Source organism: Arthrobacter sp. 10T44 (assembly GCF_056393885.1).
This window is the reverse complement of sequence record NZ_JBFTGT010000012.1, coordinates 19,932-37,020: the sequence shown is the minus strand read 5'-3', so window position 1 is coordinate 37,020 and position 17,089 is coordinate 19,932. Positions and strand designations below refer to the sequence as shown.

At 70.5% G+C, this 17,089-nt stretch carries 13 protein-coding genes; 7 read left to right on the top strand and 6 right to left on the bottom strand.

Going from position 1 to position 17,089, the window contains the following annotated elements:
- Positions 1–36: 36 nt before the first annotated feature.
- From AC1DBL_RS15940 to AC1DBL_RS15930, 3 genes are read left to right on the top strand one after another with little or no spacing between them, the layout of a single operon-like run.
- On the top strand, positions 37–1,194 hold the full coding sequence (locus AC1DBL_RS15940) for a Re/Si-specific NAD(P)(+) transhydrogenase subunit alpha (protein ID WP_441419420.1): 1,158 nt from the start codon (positions 37–39) through the stop codon (positions 1,192–1,194).
- Positions 1,194–1,544, top strand: coding sequence for an NAD(P) transhydrogenase subunit alpha part 2 (locus AC1DBL_RS15935; RefSeq protein WP_476926456.1), 351 nt, complete (start codon positions 1,194–1,196; stop codon positions 1,542–1,544). Before AC1DBL_RS15940 ends, AC1DBL_RS15935 begins: the two co-directional genes overlap by 1 nt.
- Entirely contained in the window at positions 1,541–2,914 is a 1,374-nt protein-coding gene (locus AC1DBL_RS15930) for an NAD(P)(+) transhydrogenase (Re/Si-specific) subunit beta (protein ID WP_476926455.1), read from the top strand. The genes AC1DBL_RS15935 and AC1DBL_RS15930 overlap by 4 nt, the downstream gene beginning before the upstream one ends.
- Before the next feature lie 58 nt (positions 2,915–2,972).
- Here the strand turns inward: AC1DBL_RS15930 and AC1DBL_RS15925 are convergent, their stop codons facing one another.
- Positions 2,973–4,100 (bottom strand): Rv2578c family radical SAM protein, encoded by a 1,128-nt coding sequence (locus AC1DBL_RS15925; RefSeq protein ID WP_441419423.1) that lies wholly within the window; start codon positions 4,098–4,100, stop codon positions 2,973–2,975.
- 93 nt (positions 4,101–4,193) lie between these two features.
- On the opposite strand from AC1DBL_RS15925, the gene pcp reads away from it, so the two are divergent.
- Positions 4,194–4,835: a pyroglutamyl-peptidase I gene (pcp, locus tag AC1DBL_RS15920; protein ID WP_441419424.1), complete on the top strand. Its 642-nt coding sequence runs from the start codon at positions 4,194–4,196 to the stop codon at positions 4,833–4,835.
- Positions 4,836–4,871: 36 nt separating this feature from the next.
- On the opposite strand, the gene AC1DBL_RS15915 is transcribed toward pcp, so the two are convergent.
- Both AC1DBL_RS15915 and AC1DBL_RS15910 read right to left on the bottom strand, forming a co-directional pair.
- Positions 4,872–5,510, bottom strand: coding sequence for an SIMPL domain-containing protein (locus AC1DBL_RS15915; protein WP_441419425.1), 639 nt, complete (start codon positions 5,508–5,510; stop codon positions 4,872–4,874).
- On the bottom strand, positions 5,507–6,001 hold the full coding sequence (locus AC1DBL_RS15910) for a hypothetical protein (RefSeq protein WP_441419426.1): 495 nt from the start codon (positions 5,999–6,001) through the stop codon (positions 5,507–5,509). The genes AC1DBL_RS15915 and AC1DBL_RS15910 overlap by 4 nt, the downstream gene beginning before the upstream one ends.
- Before the next feature lie 202 nt (positions 6,002–6,203).
- On the opposite strand from AC1DBL_RS15910, the gene pheS reads away from it, so the two are divergent.
- From pheS to AC1DBL_RS15895, 3 genes are read left to right on the top strand one after another with little or no spacing between them, the layout of a single operon-like run.
- Positions 6,204–7,265: a phenylalanine--tRNA ligase subunit alpha gene (gene pheS / locus AC1DBL_RS15905; RefSeq protein WP_476893576.1), complete on the top strand. Its 1,062-nt coding sequence runs from the start codon at positions 6,204–6,206 to the stop codon at positions 7,263–7,265.
- 2 nt (positions 7,266–7,267) lie between these two features.
- A complete protein-coding gene (pheT, locus tag AC1DBL_RS15900; protein WP_476909739.1) occupies positions 7,268–9,811 on the top strand; it encodes a phenylalanine--tRNA ligase subunit beta in 2,544 nt (847 codons plus the stop codon).
- 55 nt (positions 9,812–9,866) lie between these two features.
- Positions 9,867–10,544, top strand: coding sequence for a 4'-phosphopantetheinyl transferase family protein (locus tag AC1DBL_RS15895; protein ID WP_476909738.1), 678 nt, complete (start codon positions 9,867–9,869; stop codon positions 10,542–10,544).
- A gap of 28 nt (positions 10,545–10,572) precedes the next feature.
- On the opposite strand, the gene AC1DBL_RS15890 is transcribed toward AC1DBL_RS15895, so the two are convergent.
- From AC1DBL_RS15890 to AC1DBL_RS15880, 3 genes are all read right to left on the bottom strand, one after another.
- Positions 10,573–11,949, bottom strand: a complete 1,377-nt coding sequence (locus AC1DBL_RS15890; protein WP_476893573.1) for a M1 family metallopeptidase — start codon at positions 11,947–11,949, stop codon at positions 10,573–10,575.
- 66 nt (positions 11,950–12,015) lie between these two features.
- Positions 12,016–15,948 carry a Pls/PosA family non-ribosomal peptide synthetase gene (locus AC1DBL_RS15885; protein WP_476926476.1) on the bottom strand — a complete coding sequence of 1,311 codons (3,933 nt, stop codon included), beginning with the start codon at positions 15,946–15,948 and terminating at the stop codon, positions 12,016–12,018.
- A 94-nt stretch (positions 15,949–16,042) separates the two neighbouring features.
- Positions 16,043–17,008: a quinone oxidoreductase family protein gene (locus AC1DBL_RS15880; protein WP_476893572.1), complete on the bottom strand. Its 966-nt coding sequence runs from the start codon at positions 17,006–17,008 to the stop codon at positions 16,043–16,045.
- Positions 17,009–17,089 lie beyond the last annotated feature (81 nt).

Sequence of the window (17,089 nt, the reverse complement as noted above, 5' to 3'; positions counted from 1 at the left end):
TGTGCCTACGCTGGGGCGAACCGAGAGGAGCTTGGCGTGCAGGTGGGGGTCAGACGGGAACAGCGTGCGGGGGAACGCCGGGTTGCGGCCACCCCCGAGACGGTGCGGCAGCTCACGGGCCTCGGCTTGTCGCTGCTGGTGGAATGCGGTGCCGGCGTCGAATCCGGCTACGGCGACGCCGACTATGAGGCGGCCGGGGCCAGCCTCACCCCGGAGCTCCCGCTGGACGCCGTGGATGTCCTGTTGCACGTCCGCCCGCTCTCCCCGGAAACCGCCGGCGCGCTGCAGCCCGGCACCGTCACCATCGGCTTTGCCTCACCGGCTTCGGAACTGCCAGCCGTGGGCGCCCTCGCCGCCGCCGGCGTGACGTCCTTTGCCCTGGAACTCGTGCCCCGGATTTCCCGTGCCCAGTCGATGGACGCGCTCAGCTCCCAGTCCCTGGTCGCCGGCTACCGCGCCGTGCTGGAGGCGGCACTGCGCTACCCGAGGTTCTTTCCGCTGTACATGACCGCTGCCGGGACCATCCCGCCGGCCCGGGTGCTGGTCCTCGGCGCCGGCGTCGCAGGCCTGCAGGCGATCGGCACCGCGAAACGGCTCGGCGCGCGGGTATCGGCCAACGACATCCGCGCCGCCTCCGCCGACGAGGTCGCTTCGATGGGCGGCACCTTCATCAACCTGGAGCTCGAAACTGGAGCTGCGAACGCGTCCGCTGAGGGCGGCGGCGGCTACGCCCGCGAACTCGCTGAGGACCGCGCCGCCCGGCAGCGCGCCTTGCTGGCGCCACACGTCGCTGCGGCGGATGTGCTGATTACGACGGCGGCGATTCCGGGCCGCCCCGCCCCGCTGCTTGTCACCGCCGACATGGTGGCCGGGATGCGGGCGGGATCGGTCGTCGTGGACCTCGCCGCTGAATCCGGTGGCAACGTCGAGGGAGTCATCGCCGGCCGGGACGTCCTGGTTCCGGTCCCGGGCGGCGCCGTGACGCTGGTAGGGATGCAGGACGCGGCGTCGGCCGTAGCGTCCGATGCGTCCCGGTTGTACGCCAAGAACGTCGCCAACCTGCTTGCCCTGATGACCCTGGACGGCAAGGTGGTCCCGGACTTCGACGACGACGTCGTCGCCGGAGCCTGTCTGACCCACGACGGCGCCGTCCGGCACGCCGGCACGGCGGCAGCGATGGAGGCCCACAACTAATGGATGCTGTCACGTTACTCACGGTGGTGGTGCTCGCCGTCTTTGTCGGCTTTGAGGTCGTCTCCAAAGTCACCAGCAAGCTGCATACCCCGCTGATGTCCGGCGCCAATGCCATCCACGGCATCATCCTGGTCGGAGCGGTCATCGTGGCGGGCCAGGCCGACGACCCCTGGCTGCTCGCCGTCGCCTTGCTCGCGGTGGTCCTCGCGACCGTCAACCTGGTCGGCGGCTTCGTCGTCACTGACCGGATGCTGGAGATGTTCGGCCCGCGGAAGGCCGCCGGTCCCGGTGGTTCGGCCGGAGCCGCCCCTCCTGCCGGCACCGCCCGGACGGGGGAGGAGGGCAAATGAGCGTCCTCGCCCCGGGCTGGACCGCGCTGTTCTACCTCGTGGCGGCCGTCTGCTTCATTCTCGCCCTGAAGGGCCTCAGCTCGCCCCGGACCGCCCGTCGCGGCAACGCCATCGGCGCGGCCGGTGCTGCGGTGGCCGTGGTGACCGTGTTCCTCTCCGCGCGGCTGGAGAACATTCCGCTGATCCTGGCCGCCATCGCCGTCGGCACCGCACTGGCCGTACCGGTGGCCCGGCGGGTGCAGATGACCCAGATGCCGCAATTGGTGGCCCTGTTCAACGGGGTGGGCGGCGGCGCGGCGGCGCTGGTAGCGGTGCTGGAACTCGGCCACAGCGCGGACTCCTGGGTGCGGCCGGCCGTCGTGTTCACCATGCTGGTCGGCGCGGTGTCCTTCGCCGGTTCGGCCGTCACGGTCGGGAAACTGCAGGAGCTGATCAGCACCCGACCATTGCTCTTCCCGGGTATGCCTGCCGTGATGGTGCTCGTCCTGGCGGGCGCCCTGACCGCGGGTGCACTCGTTGTGCTGACGGGGTCGGCGGCCTGGGCCGGGGCGCTGCTGGTGCTGGGCCTGGCCGCGGGGCTACTGCTGGTGCTCCCGGTCGGCGGCGCCGACGTGCCGATCGTGATCTCGTTGCTGAACGCCTTCACCGGCCTCGCCGTCGCGGCGTCCGGGATCGTGCTCGGCAACGTGCTGCTGCTCGTCGCCGGGACACTTGTGGGCGCCAGCGGCACCATCCTGACCAAGGTGATGGCCTCGGCCATGGGGCGCGGCGTGGCCGGCATCATGCTTGGCGCCTTCCGGGGCGGATCCGCAGCGGGTTCGACCGCCCTCAGCGACCGGCCGGTGCGCTCCTCCTCGGCCGAGGACGTCGCCGTCCAGCTCGGCTATGCCCAGCGCGTCGTGATCGTGCCGGGCTACGGCCTCGCCGTCGCCCAGGGCCAGCACACGGTAGCCGAGCTTGCCACCGCCCTCACCGCCAGGGGAGTCGACGTCGTCTTCGCCATCCACCCGGTCGCGGGCCGGATGCCCGGGCACATGAACGTGCTGCTGGCGGAGGCAAACGTGCCGTACGAGTCGCTCCGGGAACTCGAGGAGGTCAACCCGGAGTTCGCCAACACGGACATCGCCCTGGTGGTGGGCGCGAACGACGTCGTCAACCCGGCCGCGAAGTCGTCCCCGGGGTCGCCGATCTACGGGATGCCGATCCTCGAGGTGGTCCAGGCGCAGCAGGTGGTGTTCCTGAAGCGCTCGATGCGGCCGGGCTTCGCAGGCATCGAGAACGAGCTCCTGCATGACCCCAAAACCACCCTGCTGTTCGGCGACGCCAAGGATTCGCTCTCCAAGGTCCTCGGAGCGGTCAAAATCCTCTAGGCGCCGGACTAGGCACCGGCGAGGCGCCCTGCCGGAGAACAGGAAGAGGACGCGCCGGTCAGAAGAGCGTGGGCTGCGCTGTTCCGGCGTTGACGCCGGCACTGTAGGCCGCCGCTCCCGGCGCTCCCGGTCCGGGGATGCTGCCCGCCGGGTACTGGGCTTCCTCCTCCCGCGGATCATCGTTGAGGTCCCGGTGGCTGAACCCCGAGGATCCCAGGAAGCCGTGCCGGGACTTGAAATACCGGATGCGGCCCGCCAGCCACGCGCGGTATTCCTTGGAAGCGTAGGAACCGCTGCCATAGAGGCGGCGGTATTTTCCGGCGAGCTGGGGGTGCTCACGGGCGATCCACTGCATGAACCACTCCCGGGTGCCGGGCTTGAGGTAGAGCGCCCCTGCCGTGACGCCTGTGGCGCCAGCCGCTGCGAGCGAGCCGAAGAGCGAGTCCAACGCTTCGTCGGAGTCCGAGAGCCAGGGCAGGATGGGCATGGCCATCACGCCGCAGGGAAGCCCCGCGTCGCGCAGCCGGGAGACCAGCTTCAATCTGGCCCGCGGGCCCGGCGTTCCGGGTTCCACCGCCTCGGCGAGCCGCTCGTCGGTCATGGCCAGCGAGATCCCAACGCCCACCGGGACCTGGGCGGCGGCGTGCTTGAGCAGCGGGATGTCCCGGGCCAGCAGCGTGCCCTTGGTGAGGATGGACAGCGGAGTGCCGGAGTCGGCCAGGGCGCCGATGATGCCGGGCATCAGCTGGTAGCGGCCTTCGGCGCGCTGGTACGGGTCCGTGTTGGTTCCCAGGGCGACGTGGTGGCGCTGCCAGGAGGGCTTGGCGAGTTCCTTGCGCAGCACCTCGGCGGCGTTGATCTTGACTACTACCTGGCTGTCGAAGTCGAGGCCGGAGTCGAAGTCGAGGTAGGTGTGGCTCTTGCGGGCGAAGCAGTAGACGCAGGCGTGGCTGCAGCCGCGGTAGGGATTGACCGTCCACTCGAACGGCATGCGGGAACCGGCGGCCACCTTGTTGAGCACCGATTTGGCGGTGACCTCATGAAAAGTGACCCCGGCAAACTCAGGGGTGGAGACGGACCGCACGAGTCCGGCCAGCGGCAGCAGGGCCGGCGAGGCGGGCCCTGCGGCGGACCCTGCAGGGAGAGCTTCGCCGCTTGGCTTCAGTGCTTGCGCGTCCCATCTCATGGATACATTCGAATATATGTTCGATCTTAAGTCAAGGACCCGGGGCCAAAGAAACAGCGCCGGCACGGATCATAGCGTTGCTAGGCTGGGCGCATGATTCTCCTGACTGGCTTCGAACCGTTTGGCGGCGAAAGCACCAACCCGTCCTGGACCGCGGCGCGCGGTGCGGCGGCCCTGCTCGAAGCCGAAGGCCATGAGGTGACGGCGATCGAACTTCCCTGCGTCTTCGGGGAGGCCATCACGGTGCTGCACGCGGCCCTGTCGGAGCACCGCCCCGACCTCGTGGTCTGCGCAGGACAGGCCGGCGGCAGGGCACGCATTTCGCTGGAGCGGATCGCGATCAACTGCGATGACGCGCGAATCCCTGACAACGCGGGCAACGCCCCGGTCGACGAGCCTGTGGTGCCCGGCGCTCCAGCGGCCTACTTCAGCACGCTGCCGGTAAAGGCGGCGCTGGCGGCGCTGGGAGCGGCGGGCATTCCCGCCGAGGTGTCACAGACGGCCGGGACCTACGTCTGCAACCACGTCTTTTACGGCCTGATGCACGCCCTGCGGCTCACCCAGGGGGCGCGCGGCGGCTTTGTCCATGTACCGTACGGGCCGGACCAGGTCCCGCCGGGAAGCGGACTGGCCTCACTCCCGCAGGAGCAGATGGTGCAGGCGCTCGCCGTCGTCGTACGGACCGCGCTGGCGACGACGGCTGACCTCAAGCTCGCCGCGGGCGCCACCCACTAGCCCCGCCCCGCACGAAGTCCCGCCCGTCCGGCGAGCTCAGTCGAGCAGCTCCCAGACGACGTCGACAGTCGCCGTGACGCTCGAACCGCCCGCCTCGACGGTCAGCGGCTCGGATGCCGCCACGCGCTGCATCTTGGCCAGCGGGATGGGTGAGGCGGTCCCGGACTGCTGCGTTACCGAGAGTGTCCTGCCTAGCCGGGCGCCCGCCAGCGCGGCGAAGTGCTCGGCCGCGGTGCGGGCGTCGTTCCAGGCCGCCTCCCGGGCGCGCACCTCGACCGCCGACGGATCGGTAAAGCCGAGCTCCAGCCCGTTGAGGCGCACATCGTCCCCGCCTGCCGCGACCGCCGCGGCGATGAGCGCCGACGCGGCCGCCGGCTCGCGGAGCCGGACACTCAGCATGCTGGAGGCCAGGTATCCGGAGACGAGCTGCCCGCGGCCCTCCTGCCAGCTGACCTCGGCCCGGACGTTCAGCCCCGACGTCGTGATGTCCGCGTCCGGCACGCCGTGCCTCCTGAGCACGGCCGTGATCGCGGACGAGGCGAGGGCGGCGTCGCCATACGCCGCCTCCACGCCGGGCCGGCGGCATTCGACGCCGATGGCGAGGGTCAGCAGGTCCGGCGCGGCTTCCGCGGTGCCGGATCCGGTGACCGCAATGGACCGGGGAGTTTCCGTCATGTCATGCCTCGTTCCGCTCGGGGGGCCTTGCTGGCCGGTTTTCCTGGGGCGCCTTTTCCTGGGGGCCGTCGTCGGGAAGCGCTTGGGGAGGGCAGGAGGGGGTAACCGCCGGCGCGGAGCCCGGCGTGCCGTTCAAAGGGGTTGGCCGATCCGGGATTGCCCGTCCGCCACAGGGACCAGGCAGCGGACAGGAAGTACAGCGGCAGGAACGGCATGCCCAGGCACCAGGCGTACTGGGTGCTGTGGCGTTCCTCGTGTCCCAGCAGCACCGGGTTGCCCAGGGCTTCGGCGGGACCGGCCCGGAACAGCACCACGTTGCCCACGGTGAACGCCGCCGCGAACGGCAGCCGCCAGCGGTAGCCGGTGGCGAGGATCAGGCCGCGGGGGCCGCGACGGACCCTGGTTCGGGCGCAGGCTGCCAGCAGCAACCCCAGCGGGGTAGATGCATTCAACAGATTGGCAAGCTGCCGCAGCCGCTGTCCGGAGGTCATGAGGCCATGGTAGCGGGGGAGCCGTGCTGCCCGGCGGTCCCTGTCCGTCACGTTCGGGCGCCCGGACGCGTTCAACTAGACTGGACGGGAGCGCCCGCCGGGAAGTTCCGGTGAGCCCTGACCTTTGTCCATGCACCGGTCCCTGCACCCGTTGAGGCCCTGCGTGCGTTGGCATCACCCGACTCGTAGCTAAGAACAGTAGATGACTGAAACTTTGCCGGGCGCCCCCGTCCCGAACCCTCTGGATGAAGCCGCCATCACCGCCGCCGTAGACCAGGCCGTCGCCGCCATTGCCGCCGCCTCGACGCTCGATGAGCTCAAGGCCGTGCGCCTCGCCCACACCGGGGAGAAATCCGCGCTGAGCCTGGCCAACCGTGAGATTGGCGCCCTGCCCAAGGACCAGAAGGCCGCCGCCGGCAAGCTTATGGGAGCCTCCCGCGGACGCGTCAACAAGGCGCTCGCGGACCGCACGGTCGAACTGGAGGCGGAGAACGACGCCCGCATCCTGGTCGAGGAAACCGTGGACGTTACGGCTGCTCCGCGCCGCCGTCGCGCCGGTGCCCGCCACCCGCTGTCCACGCTGCAGGACCGCGTCGCGGACATCTTCGTCGGGATGGGCTGGGAGATCGCCGAAGGCCCCGAGGTCGAGTCGGAGTGGTTCAACTTCGATGCGCTGAACTTCAAGCCGGACCACCCGGCCCGCGAAATGCAGGACACCTTCTTCGTGGAGCCGCCCGAGGCCCACCTGCTGATGCGCACCCACACCTCCCCGGTGCAGGTCCGCTCCATGCTGGAACGCGAGGTGCCGATCTACGTGCTGTGCCCGGGCAAGGTCTTCCGCACCGACGAACTCGACGCCACGCACACCCCGGTCTTCCACCAGTTCGAGGGCCTCGCGATCGACAAGAGCCTGTCCATGGCGGACCTGCGCGGGACCCTGGAGCACTTCGCCCGCCAGATGTTTGGCGACGAGGCCCAGATCCGGTTGCGCCCCAACTACTTCCCGTTCACCGAGCCGTCCGCGGAGCTGGACATCTGGCACCCCGGGGCCAAGGGCGGCCCGCGCTGGATCGAGTGGGGCGGCTGCGGCATGGTCAACCCCAACGTGCTGCGCGCCGCCGGCATCGATCCGGACGTCTATTCAGGTTTTGCCTTCGGCATGGGCATCGAACGCACCCTCATGTTCCGCAATGAGGTCGGCGACATGCGCGACATGATCGAAGGCGATGTACGTTTCAGCGAGCACTTCGGGATGGAGATCTAACAGTGCGTATCCCACTTTCCTGGCTGCGTGAATTCGCAGCGGTACCGGCCGGAGCGACGGCCGAAGACGTGATGGCCGATCTGGTCAAGGTCGGTTTTGAAGAGGAAGCGGTCCACCGCCCCACGGATGCGCTCCAGGGCCCCATCGTGGTGGGCCAGGTCCTGAGCCTGGTCAAGGAGCCGCAGTCCAACGGCAAGACCATCAACTGGTGCCAGGTCCGTGTGGTCCCCGAAGGCCAGGAGCAGACGCTCACCGGCGACGGCATCGACCCCTCCGGCGTGCAGGGCATCATCTGCGGCGCCCACAACTTTGTGGAAGGCGACAAGGTGGTGGTCACGCTTCCGGGCGCTGTCCTGCCCGGCGACTTCCGGATCTCCGCCCGCAAGACCTACGGGCACCTTTCCGCCGGCATGATCGCCTCGGTCCGCGAACTCGGCATCGGCGAGGACCACGACGGCATCCTGGTGCTGTCCCGGATCGGCCTGGACCCGGAACTGGGTACCGACGCCATGGAACTGCTCGGCCTCTACGACCAGGCCGCGGAAATCAACGTCACTCCGGACCGGGGCTATGCCTTCTCGATCCGCGGCGTGGCCCGGGAATACGCGCACGCCACCGGCACGCCCTTCACCGACCCCGCGTCCAAGGTGCAGGCCCCCGCCGCCCTGGCCGGCGGCTACCCGGTCAAGCTCAACGACGACGCACCGATCTACGGCAAGCCCGGCTGCGACCGCTTCGTGGCCCGCACCGTGCACGGTGTGGACGCCACCCGTCCCACCCCGCCCTGGATGTCCGCCCGGCTCCGCCTCGCCGGCATCCGCTCCATCTCGCTGCCGGTGGACATCTCCAACTACGTCATGCTGGAGCTCGGCCAGCCGCTGCACTTCTACGACCAGGACAAGCTTTCCGGCGAGATCGTGGTCCGCCGCGCCGTCTCCGGCGAGAAGCTCAAGACCCTGGACGGCAAGGACCGCGCGCTCGACGCCGAAGACCTCCTGATCACGGACGGCTCCGGCCCGATCGGCGTCGCCGGTGTGATGGGTGGCGCCGCCACCGAAGTCAGCGACGCGACGTCGACCATCCTGATCGAAGCGGCGCACTTTGAGGAAGTCTCGATTGCCCGTTCGCGCCGCCGCCACAAGCTGCCCTCCGAGGCGTCCAAGCGCTTCGAACGCGGCGTGGACTGGCACGTTGCCCACGTGGCCGCCCAGCGCGCCGTCGACCTCCTCGTTGAACTCGCCGGAGGCACCGATGCGGCCGAGGGCACCGACGTTGGCACCGCGCCCGCTCCGGTTACCGTGCAGTTGCCGGCGGCGTTCGCCGCCGAGCGGATCGGCATCGACTTCACCGAGGAACAGATCCTGACCTCGCTCCAGGACCTCGGCGCCGTCGTCGAAAAGACCAGCACCGGCTACAGCGTCACGGCCCCGAGCTGGCGCAACGACCTGGAAACGAAGGAAGACCTCTCCGAGGAAATCGCCCGGCTGGTCGGCTATGACAAGATCCCCGCGACCCTCCCGGTGGCGCCCCCGGGACGCGGCCTTACTCGAGTCCAGCAGCAGCGCCGCCGGCTCGTGCAGGCCCTGGCCGACGCCGGCCTCACCGAGGTGATGGCGTACCCGTTCGTCTCCAAGGCCGCCAACGACACCTTCGGGGTCCCCGTGGCCGGCGCGGAGCGCAAGGCGCTCAAGCTGGCCAACCCGATCAGCGAAGAGCAGGGCTACCTGCGGACCTCCATCCTGCCGGGCCTGATCGAGGTCGCCAAGCGCAACCACTCCCGCGGCTTCCGCGACCTCGCGCTCTTCGAGTCCGGGCTGGTCTTCCTGCCCGGCGACACGCTGGGCACCGCCTCGATTCCGCCGCTGGGCGCCAAGCCCTCCGACGAGGTGCTGGACGGTCTGTACGACGGCGTCCCGGACCAGCCGCTGCATCTCGGCGCCGTGCTGACCGGCCACGATTCCCCGGCTGGGCCGGCACACACGCCCCGCGCCTGGGACTGGGCCGACGCGCTGGACATCGCCCGGCTCGCCGGCGATGTGCTCGGCGTCGAACTCGTGGTCAGCAAGGGCCAGCACCAGGCGTTCCACCCGGGCCGTGCCGCGCAGTTGGCGCTGCGCAGCGGCGAGGTCGTGGGCTACGCCGGCGAACTCCACCCGAAACTGCTCGCAGCGCACGACATGCCGGCCCGCTCGGTGGCGCTGGAGCTGGACGCCGAGGCGCTCTTCGAAGCCGCCGCCGACGTGATCGTCGCCCGGCACATCTCCAGCTACCCCGTGGCGACCCAGGACGTCGCCCTCGTGGTCGCGGCCGACGTTGCGGCGGACGAGGTGCTGGCCGTCCTGCGCGAGGGCGCGGGGGAGCTGCTTGAGGAGGTGTCCCTGTTCGACGTCTACGCCGGCAAGGGCATCGAGGAGGGTAAGAAGTCGCTCGCTTTCAACCTGCGCTTCCGGGCCGACGACCGGACGCTGACCGCGGACGAGGCTTCGGCTGCCCGCGACAGCGCGGTCGCTGCCGCCCACGAGCGTTTCGGCGCCGTGCAGCGCTAGCGGCCCGGAGGGGGAGCCCCTGACGGGAGAGCCTGAAATATAGGAGGGCGGGACCATGGCATCGCAGCTGATTGTGCGGTCGGTCCCGCCCTTTGGCGTACCTGGCGCACCCGGGTTACCGGACGCCGCCGCCCGCGAACAGCTGGACGACGTCGAGCTCGGGCGCGCCCTGGGCCTGGAGCCCGGTCCGCGGGCGGCGTTCCTGGCCGGCCGGCTGGCTCAGCGGCAGCTTGCCGCCGAACTGCTGGACGTGCCGCCGTCGGAGCTCACAGCCGCCTACGACTGTCCGCAGTGCGGTCCCGGCAGCCCGCACGGCAGGCCCGGCTACACCCTGGCCGGCGCGCCGGCTCCGCTTCTGCTCAGCCTGTCCCGCAGCGCGGGCTGGGTCCTGCTGGCCGCCGTGCTGGATCCTGACGCGGGGCTGCGCCTTGGCGTCGACGTGCAGGACCCGGCGGGTGCTGATTTTGACGGCTTCGATGAGGTGGCGCTGGGCCCGGCAGAACGCCAGAGCCTTCGCGGCCTCTCCGGCGCGGAGCTGTTGCACGGACGTGCCCGGCTCTGGGCACGCAAGGAGGCCTGGCTCAAGCTGTGCGGCGCCGGGTTGCGCACCGCGCCCGAGACCGTGGAGGTGCTGGACCAGCCCGGCATCCGGGACCTGCCACCCGATGAATCCGGACTGCCCGCGCAGTTCGCTGCCGCCGTCGCCCTTTCCGCGCTCCCGGCCCGGGATTAGCGCGGTCCCGGGGTCAGCTTTCAGGCGGTCAGCTGGCCGGAAGGGGCGGCAGCGCCTCTTGATAAAGCCAGGGGTGCAGCACAGCCTCGGCGTCCATCCCGGTGACGCGGTCCGCCGCCACGATGAAATCCTCGGTGGTGACGGAGCCGTGCCGGTGGCTGCCGGTCCACTCGTGCAGGAGCGCGAAGAAGGCAAGATCGCCGCAGTGGAGGCGGACCGCGTGCAGTGCGAGGGCGCCGCGCTTGTAGACGCGGTCATCGAACATCAATTCCGGCCCCGGGTCACCGACCAGCAGGTCCTGGCCCTCGCGGTTGAGCATCCGCCAGGCCGCCCGGGCGCGGTCGGCCACACTCATGATGCCGGCCTCCTCGGACCAGATCCACTCGGCGTAGCAGGCGAAGCCTTCGTGCAGCCAAATGTCCTTCCACGACGCTGCCGTCAGCGAATTCCCGAACCATTGGTGGGAGAGCTCGTGCGCGATCAGCCGCTGGGATTCCCAGTCCGGCGTCAGGTGGTTGCGCCCGAAAATGGACAGGGACTGGGCCTCCAGCGGGATCTCCAGGACGTCCTCGGTCACCACAACGGTGTAGTCGGCGAACGGATAGGGCCCGAAGCGGCTGGTGAAGGTACGCATCATCTGCGGCTGGCGGGCGAGCCCGGCGCGGGCCTCGGCCGACAGTTCGGCCGGCACCGCGGCGGTCTGGGCGACGTCGCCGGCCGTCCGGTCCGGGTTCAGCGGCAGCAGTTCGTACCGGCCGATCTGGACCGTGGCGAGGTAGCTGGCCATGGGTTCGGACTGCTCGTAGACCCAGGTTTCGCGGCTGGAACGGGCCTGGTGCGAGACCAGTACCCCGTTGCAGACGGCCCGGTAGTTGGCGTCGGTGGTGACCGCGATGCGGTAGCTGGCCTTGTCCCGCGGATGGTCGTTGCAGGGAAACCACGACGCCGCGCCGTTGGGCTGCCCGGCGACCAGGACGCCGTCGCTCAGTTCCTCCCAGCCCACCTCTCCCCAGAGCCCGCGGCGCGGCGCCGGGTTGCCCTCATAGCGGATGTCCAGGGTGAATTCGTCACCGGGCAGCAGCGCCGTGTCCGGCACCACGACCAGCCGCTCAGCCCGCTGGTTGAACTTGCGCACCTTGCGGCCGGGCATCAGCACCTTCGTGGCGCGGAGCCCGGTCAGGTCCAGGACAATCGCGGAGCTCTGGCGCCGGGCGACGGCGTGCAGCGTCGCCCGGCCGCCCAGATGGTTGCTGCTGATGCGGTAGTCGAGCTCCAGTTCGTAGCGCGTGACGCGGTAGACGTCGGTGCCATGGCCCGGCATGTACGGATCCGGAGCGGCTGCGGGCGTTGCGGGCGGCAATTCAGCGGGGAATTCCTCGGCAGCGGCTGAGGCGATGGGACTCATGGCACGGCTTTCGGTCGTTGCGGTGGACGGGAGGCGTCTTCCGGGCGGGGAACTACCCGGGCGGGGCTACTTGGGCTTGGGCGCCGGAACATCCGGGCCGACCCACGGGCTGACCGGATTTCCCATCCAGTACGTGGCGGCCGGGACCGTTTCGCCCCGCATCACGAGTGATGCAGGGCCCACCGTCCCGCCGTTGCCGATCCGGGCCCGCGGCAGGATGACTCCGTGCGGACCCATCGTGGCCCCGTCTTCGAGCGTAACAGTGTCGATGCTCATGACCCTGTCGTGGAAGAGATGGGTTTGGACCACGCAGCCGCGGTTGACCGTGGCGCTGCGGCCCAGGGTGACGAGGTCCGCCTCCGGCAGCCAGTAGCTCTCGCACCAGGTGCCAGCCCCGATCTTGGCGCCCAGGGCGCGCAACCACCAGACGAGGGCCGGGGTGCCGGATGCCGCGCGCGCGAACCATGGGGCGCTGACCATCTCGATGAAGGTGTCCACCACTTCGTTCCGCCAGATGAACGAACTCCAGAGCGGGTGCTCACCGGGGCGGATGCGTCCCACCAGGAGCCACTTCGCGACGACGGCGCTGCCGGCAGCGGCCGCGCCGGCCAGCAGGACCACGACGCCGCCCAGGAGGGCGGCTACGGCGTAGTTGAAGGTGCCGGCCAGCCAGTCCAGGGCCACGAGCACGGCCGCGGCGACGGCGACCGTGAGGACCACCGGGACAAAGCGGCAGAGCTCCCACAGGGCGCGGGCCAGTTTGAGCCGCAGGGGCGGCTGGAAGGTGCGGGTGTCATCGGAGGCGATGGCGGTCCTGCGCAGCCGCACCGGCGGGCTCCCCAGCCAGGAGGTCCCTGATTTCGCCTTCGCGGGGGTCGCGGAGAGGACCGCCACGAGGGAGTTCTTGGGCACGCTGCGCCCTGCGGCGGTCATGCCTGAGTTGCCGAGGAAGGAGCGTTTGCCCACCTTTGCCGGCGCGATCCTCATCCAGCCGCCGCCGAGCTCGTAGGACGCGATCAGGGTGTCGTCGGCCAGGAAGGCACCCTCGCCCACGGTCGTCATTTTCGGGATCAGCAGAACCGTGGAGGCCTCCACGTTCCGGCCGACCCTGGCGCCGAGCAGGCGGAGCCAGACCGGCGTGAAGAGGCTGGCGTAGACCGGGAAGAGCAGGTCTCGGGCCAGGTCGAGGACCCGTTCCGTCGCCCACACCTGCCAGCCGATCCGGCTGCGCACCCGGTAGTAGCCGGGGCGCAGCCCGGCGCCGAGCAGGCGCGTGGTCGCGAGAACCAGGACCAGGTTGGCGCCGAACCACGCGAGCGCGGCCGGCGGGAGTGAGACGGCCAGCTGCGGCAGGGCCGCGGCCAGCGAGTCGCGGCCCTGGATGAAGAGGAACATCACCAGTCCGGCCGCAGCGGCGGACAGGTAGGGGATCAGGGCCAGGAGAGCCGAGGCGGAGGCGAAACCGGCAAACCAGAGCCGGCCGATCAGATGGTGCTCCGGTGGCGTCGCGGGCCAGCCCTGTTTGGCTTTGCCCCGGCGTTCTGCCGGGGAGCCGGCCACCAAATGGCCGGCCTTGACCCGGCCAAGGACGGCCGAACCCGCCTCCACCTGCGCCCCGGCGCCGATGCTGGCACCCGGCATGAGCGTGCTGCGGGCGCCGACGACGGCACCGGCGCCGATCCGGATCGCGCCGATGTGGACGGAGTCGCCGTCGATCCACCAGCCGGAAAGATCGACTTCGGGTTCGATGTTGCAGCCGTTGCCGAGCGTGAGCAGCCCGGTCACCGGCGGCAGCGAATGGAGCTGGACGTTGTTGCCTATCGTGGCGCCCAGAGCCCGGGCGTAGTAGGGCACCCACGGGGCGCTGGCGAGGCTGACGGCCCCGGCCAGGTCCTGGATTTGTTCGGCCAGCCACAGGCGCAAATGCACTCGGCCGGAGCGAGGGTAGCTTCCGGGGGAGACGTTGCGCAGCAGGAGCCGGGCCGCGGCCACCGAAATAGCCATCCGCCCGGCCGGGCTGACGAACACCAGCCAGGAGGCTCCCACCCACCACCAGGACAGGGTCGGCGCCGCGGTGAACCCGGCGAGGGAGGCGAGCAAATTGTTCGCCACCATCAGGTAAGTCAGCCAGCGCATCCCGACGAGGATGTGCAGCGGAACACCCAGCAGCGTCTGGACCCACTGGGCGCGGCGGGACGTGGGACGGACCGAACGCTGGCCGGCCGCCGGGGCCCCGCCTTCCGGGAGGGACTGGCGTGCGGTGTCGATCAGGGCGCCGATCCGGGGCGTGGCGTAGATATCCGCCACCGTGATCGTCGGGTAGCGGACCCGCAGCGCGGAGACCAGCTGGGCCGCGGCCAGCGAGCCGCCGCCGAAGGCAAAGAAATCGGCATCGAGGTCCGAAACGGTCCCGCCCAGGACAGCGCTCCACTGCTCGACGATCCAGCGGGCGTCCTGCGGGAGGTCCATGGGCGCCGCCGCAGTATCCGCCGCCCCCGGGCCGGTCAGCGGCCACTGCAGTGCTTGCCGGTCCACCTTGCCGCTGGTTTTGGTCGGTAAGGCGTCCACGACGGTGAGCAACGGGATCAGCGGGGCGGGCAGGGTGGACGCGAGCAGCAGCCGGGCGGCTGCCAGGTCCAGTTCCCTGCCGTCGGCCGGTGAGAGGTAGCCGACCAGCACCTGGTTCCTGGCCGCCGTCGTCCGCACCGCTGCCGCCGCCCCGGCGACGTCGGGCAGCGACTGGAGGGCGGCGTCGATTTCGCCGAGCTCGATCCGGCGCCCACCCAGTTTGACCTGTTCGTCCGCGCGGCCGACGAAGAGCAGTCCCGCCCGCTCGTAGCGCACCAGATCGCCGGAGCGGTAGGCGCGGGACCAGCCCAGCGCCGGCAGGGGAGCATACTTCTCCGCGTCCTTGGCCGGATCGAGATAGCGGGCAAGCCCGACTCCGCCGATGATCAGCTCACCGATTCCGCCCTCGGAGACCGGCACCCCGTCGGAGTCGACGACAGCGAGGTCCCAGCCGTCGAGCGGTAGCCCGATCCGGACCGGTCCCGGGCCGCCCAGCGGCGCGGCGCAGGCGACGACGGTGGCCTCGGTGGGTCCGTAGGTGTTCCAGACTTCGCGTCCGTCCACGGCCAGCCGCTCGGCGAGTTCGGGCGGGCAGGCTTCGCCGCCGAAGATCAGCAGTCGGACGCTTTCGAGCGACTCCACCGGCCACAGCGCCGCGAGAGTGGGCACCGTGGAGACCACCGTGATGCCGTGGTTGATGAGCCAGGGGCCCAGGTCCATGCCGGTCCGGACCAGGGCGCGCGGCGCCGGGACCAGGCACGCACCGTGCCGCCAGGCGAGCCACATTTCCTCGCAGGAAGCATCGAAGGCCACCGAAAGCCCGGCCAGCACCCGGTCCTGGGGCCCGATCGGTTCGGCCTGGAGGAAGATCCGAGCCTCGGCGTCGGCGAAGGCGGCAGCCGAACGGTGCCGGACGGCGACGCCTTTGGGCGTGCCGGTGGATCCGGAGGTGAAGATGACCCAGGCATCGTCGCCTGGGACCGGCTCCCTGGCGGCCGGGAAGGGCCGGGGACGGCCGGAGTCCGTGACGATCGTCCCGCCGGCACGCAGCACGCCGGCAACGCCGGCCTCGCCGAACACCAGCGAGGCCCGCTCCTCGGGGTCGTCGGCGTCCACCGGAACGTAGGCGGCCCCGACGAACAACACCGCCAGGATGGAGATGTAAAGCTCGTTGGTGCCCGAGGGGATCCGGACGCCGATCTTGTCGCGCGCGCCCAGCCCGGCCAGGTGCAGCTTCCTCGCGGTGGCCCGGACCTCGTCCATCAGCTGGGCATAGCTTAGGGAGCGTCGGCCGTCGTCGAGCGCGGAGGCGTCCGGAAAGCGGTCGGCGGTCTCCCGCAGGACGTCGACCAGGGTCCGCTCCGGCGGCGCCGCGAAGGCGCCCGGCAGCTGCGGCTGATAGGCGGCGCCGGCCGGGCGGCCGCCGCCCAAGGGAACGCCGACGGCCGGCGTTTGCTGCTCAATCACAGGGTGATTCTCCCTGCAGCAGATGAACGGAAGACATCGGTGCCACTCCAGGGCCGATTCAGGGGACCAGGATGACCTTGCCGGTGGTGCGGCGCTGCTCCAGGTCGGTGTGGGCTGCGGCGGCGTCGGCGAGATCGTAGCGGGCGCCGATCCGGACCTTGAGGCTGCCGTCCGCCACTGCGGCGAAGAGTTCGTCGGAGCGCCAGCGGCGTTCCCGCGCGTCGCGGAGGAAGTGCGTGATGGTCGGCCGGGTCAGGTAGAGCGAGCCGCCGGCGTTGAGCCGCTGCGGGTCGAACGGCGGCACCGGACCGGACGCGGCGCCGAAGAGCACAAGGGTGCCGCGGATCCGGAGCGCCGCCAGGGAATCGTCGAAGGTGTCTTTTCCGACGCCGTCGTACACCACGTGCGCGCCGGCGCCGTCCGTCAGCTCGCGCACCTTTGCGGCGAAGCCGTCATAGCGCAGCACGTGGTCCGCGCCGGCGCCGCGGGCCAGCGCCTCCTTCTCATCGGTGGAGACGGTGGTGATGACGTTCGCGCCCTTGGCCTTGAGCAACTGGATCAGCAGCAGGCCGACGCCGCCGGCGCCGGCGTGCAGCAGCACGGTCTGGCCCTCTTCCACCTTGAAGGAGGAGTTGATCAGGTAGTGCGCGGTGATGCCCTGCAGGGGGAGGGCAGCGGCGGTGTAGTCGTCGACGCCGCGGGGCACCGGCAGCGCCTTGTCCGCGTCCACGAGGGCGTACCCGGCGTAGCAGTTGACACCCTCGGCGGTCGCGACCCGGTCGCCGGCGGAGAAGTTGCTCACGCCGTCGCCCAGCTCCTCCACGGTCCCGGAGGCCTCGGAGCCCGGAGTGAAGGGGTACTGCACTTTGTAGACGCCGCTGCGCTTGTAGGTGTCGATGAAGTTCACGCCCGCGGCGGCGACCTTGATCAGCAGCTGGCCGGGCCCCGGAACCGGCCGGTCGACTTCTGCCAGCTCGAGGACCTCCGGTCCGCCGGCCTGCCGGGCGAGGATTGCGTGCGTCATGTGTCTCCTTCTGAAGTGTCAGGGCCTTTTGAAGCGCCAGCGCTCCGGGCGAGGAAGCTTCCTCGGCGCGGATCCTGAGAC

Bases quoted from the DNA above. Each gene is read 5' to 3' on its own strand.
- AC1DBL_RS15925 (WP_441419423.1), bottom strand. From the start codon at position 4,100: ATGAGATGGGACGCGCAAGCACTGAAGCCAAGCGGCGAAGCTCTCCCT.
- pheS (WP_476893576.1), top strand. From the start codon at position 6,204: ATGACTGAAACTTTGCCGGGCGCCCCCGTCCCGAACCCTCTGGATGAA.
- AC1DBL_RS15895 (WP_476909738.1), top strand. From the start codon at position 9,867: ATGGCATCGCAGCTGATTGTGCGGTCGGTCCCGCCCTTTGGCGTACCT.
- AC1DBL_RS15880 (WP_476893572.1), bottom strand. From the start codon at position 17,008: ATGACGCACGCAATCCTCGCCCGGCAGGCCGGCGGACCGGAGGTCCTC.
- pcp (WP_441419424.1), top strand. From the start codon at position 4,194: ATGATTCTCCTGACTGGCTTCGAACCGTTTGGCGGCGAAAGCACCAAC.
- AC1DBL_RS15890 (WP_476893573.1), bottom strand. From the start codon at position 11,949: ATGAGTCCCATCGCCTCAGCCGCTGCCGAGGAATTCCCCGCTGAATTG.
- AC1DBL_RS15930 (WP_476926455.1), top strand. From the start codon at position 1,541: ATGAGCGTCCTCGCCCCGGGCTGGACCGCGCTGTTCTACCTCGTGGCG.
- AC1DBL_RS15910 (WP_441419426.1), bottom strand. From the start codon at position 6,001: ATGACCTCCGGACAGCGGCTGCGGCAGCTTGCCAATCTGTTGAATGCA.
- AC1DBL_RS15915 (WP_441419425.1), bottom strand. From the start codon at position 5,510: ATGACGGAAACTCCCCGGTCCATTGCGGTCACCGGATCCGGCACCGCG.
- AC1DBL_RS15935 (WP_476926456.1), top strand. From the start codon at position 1,194: ATGGATGCTGTCACGTTACTCACGGTGGTGGTGCTCGCCGTCTTTGTC.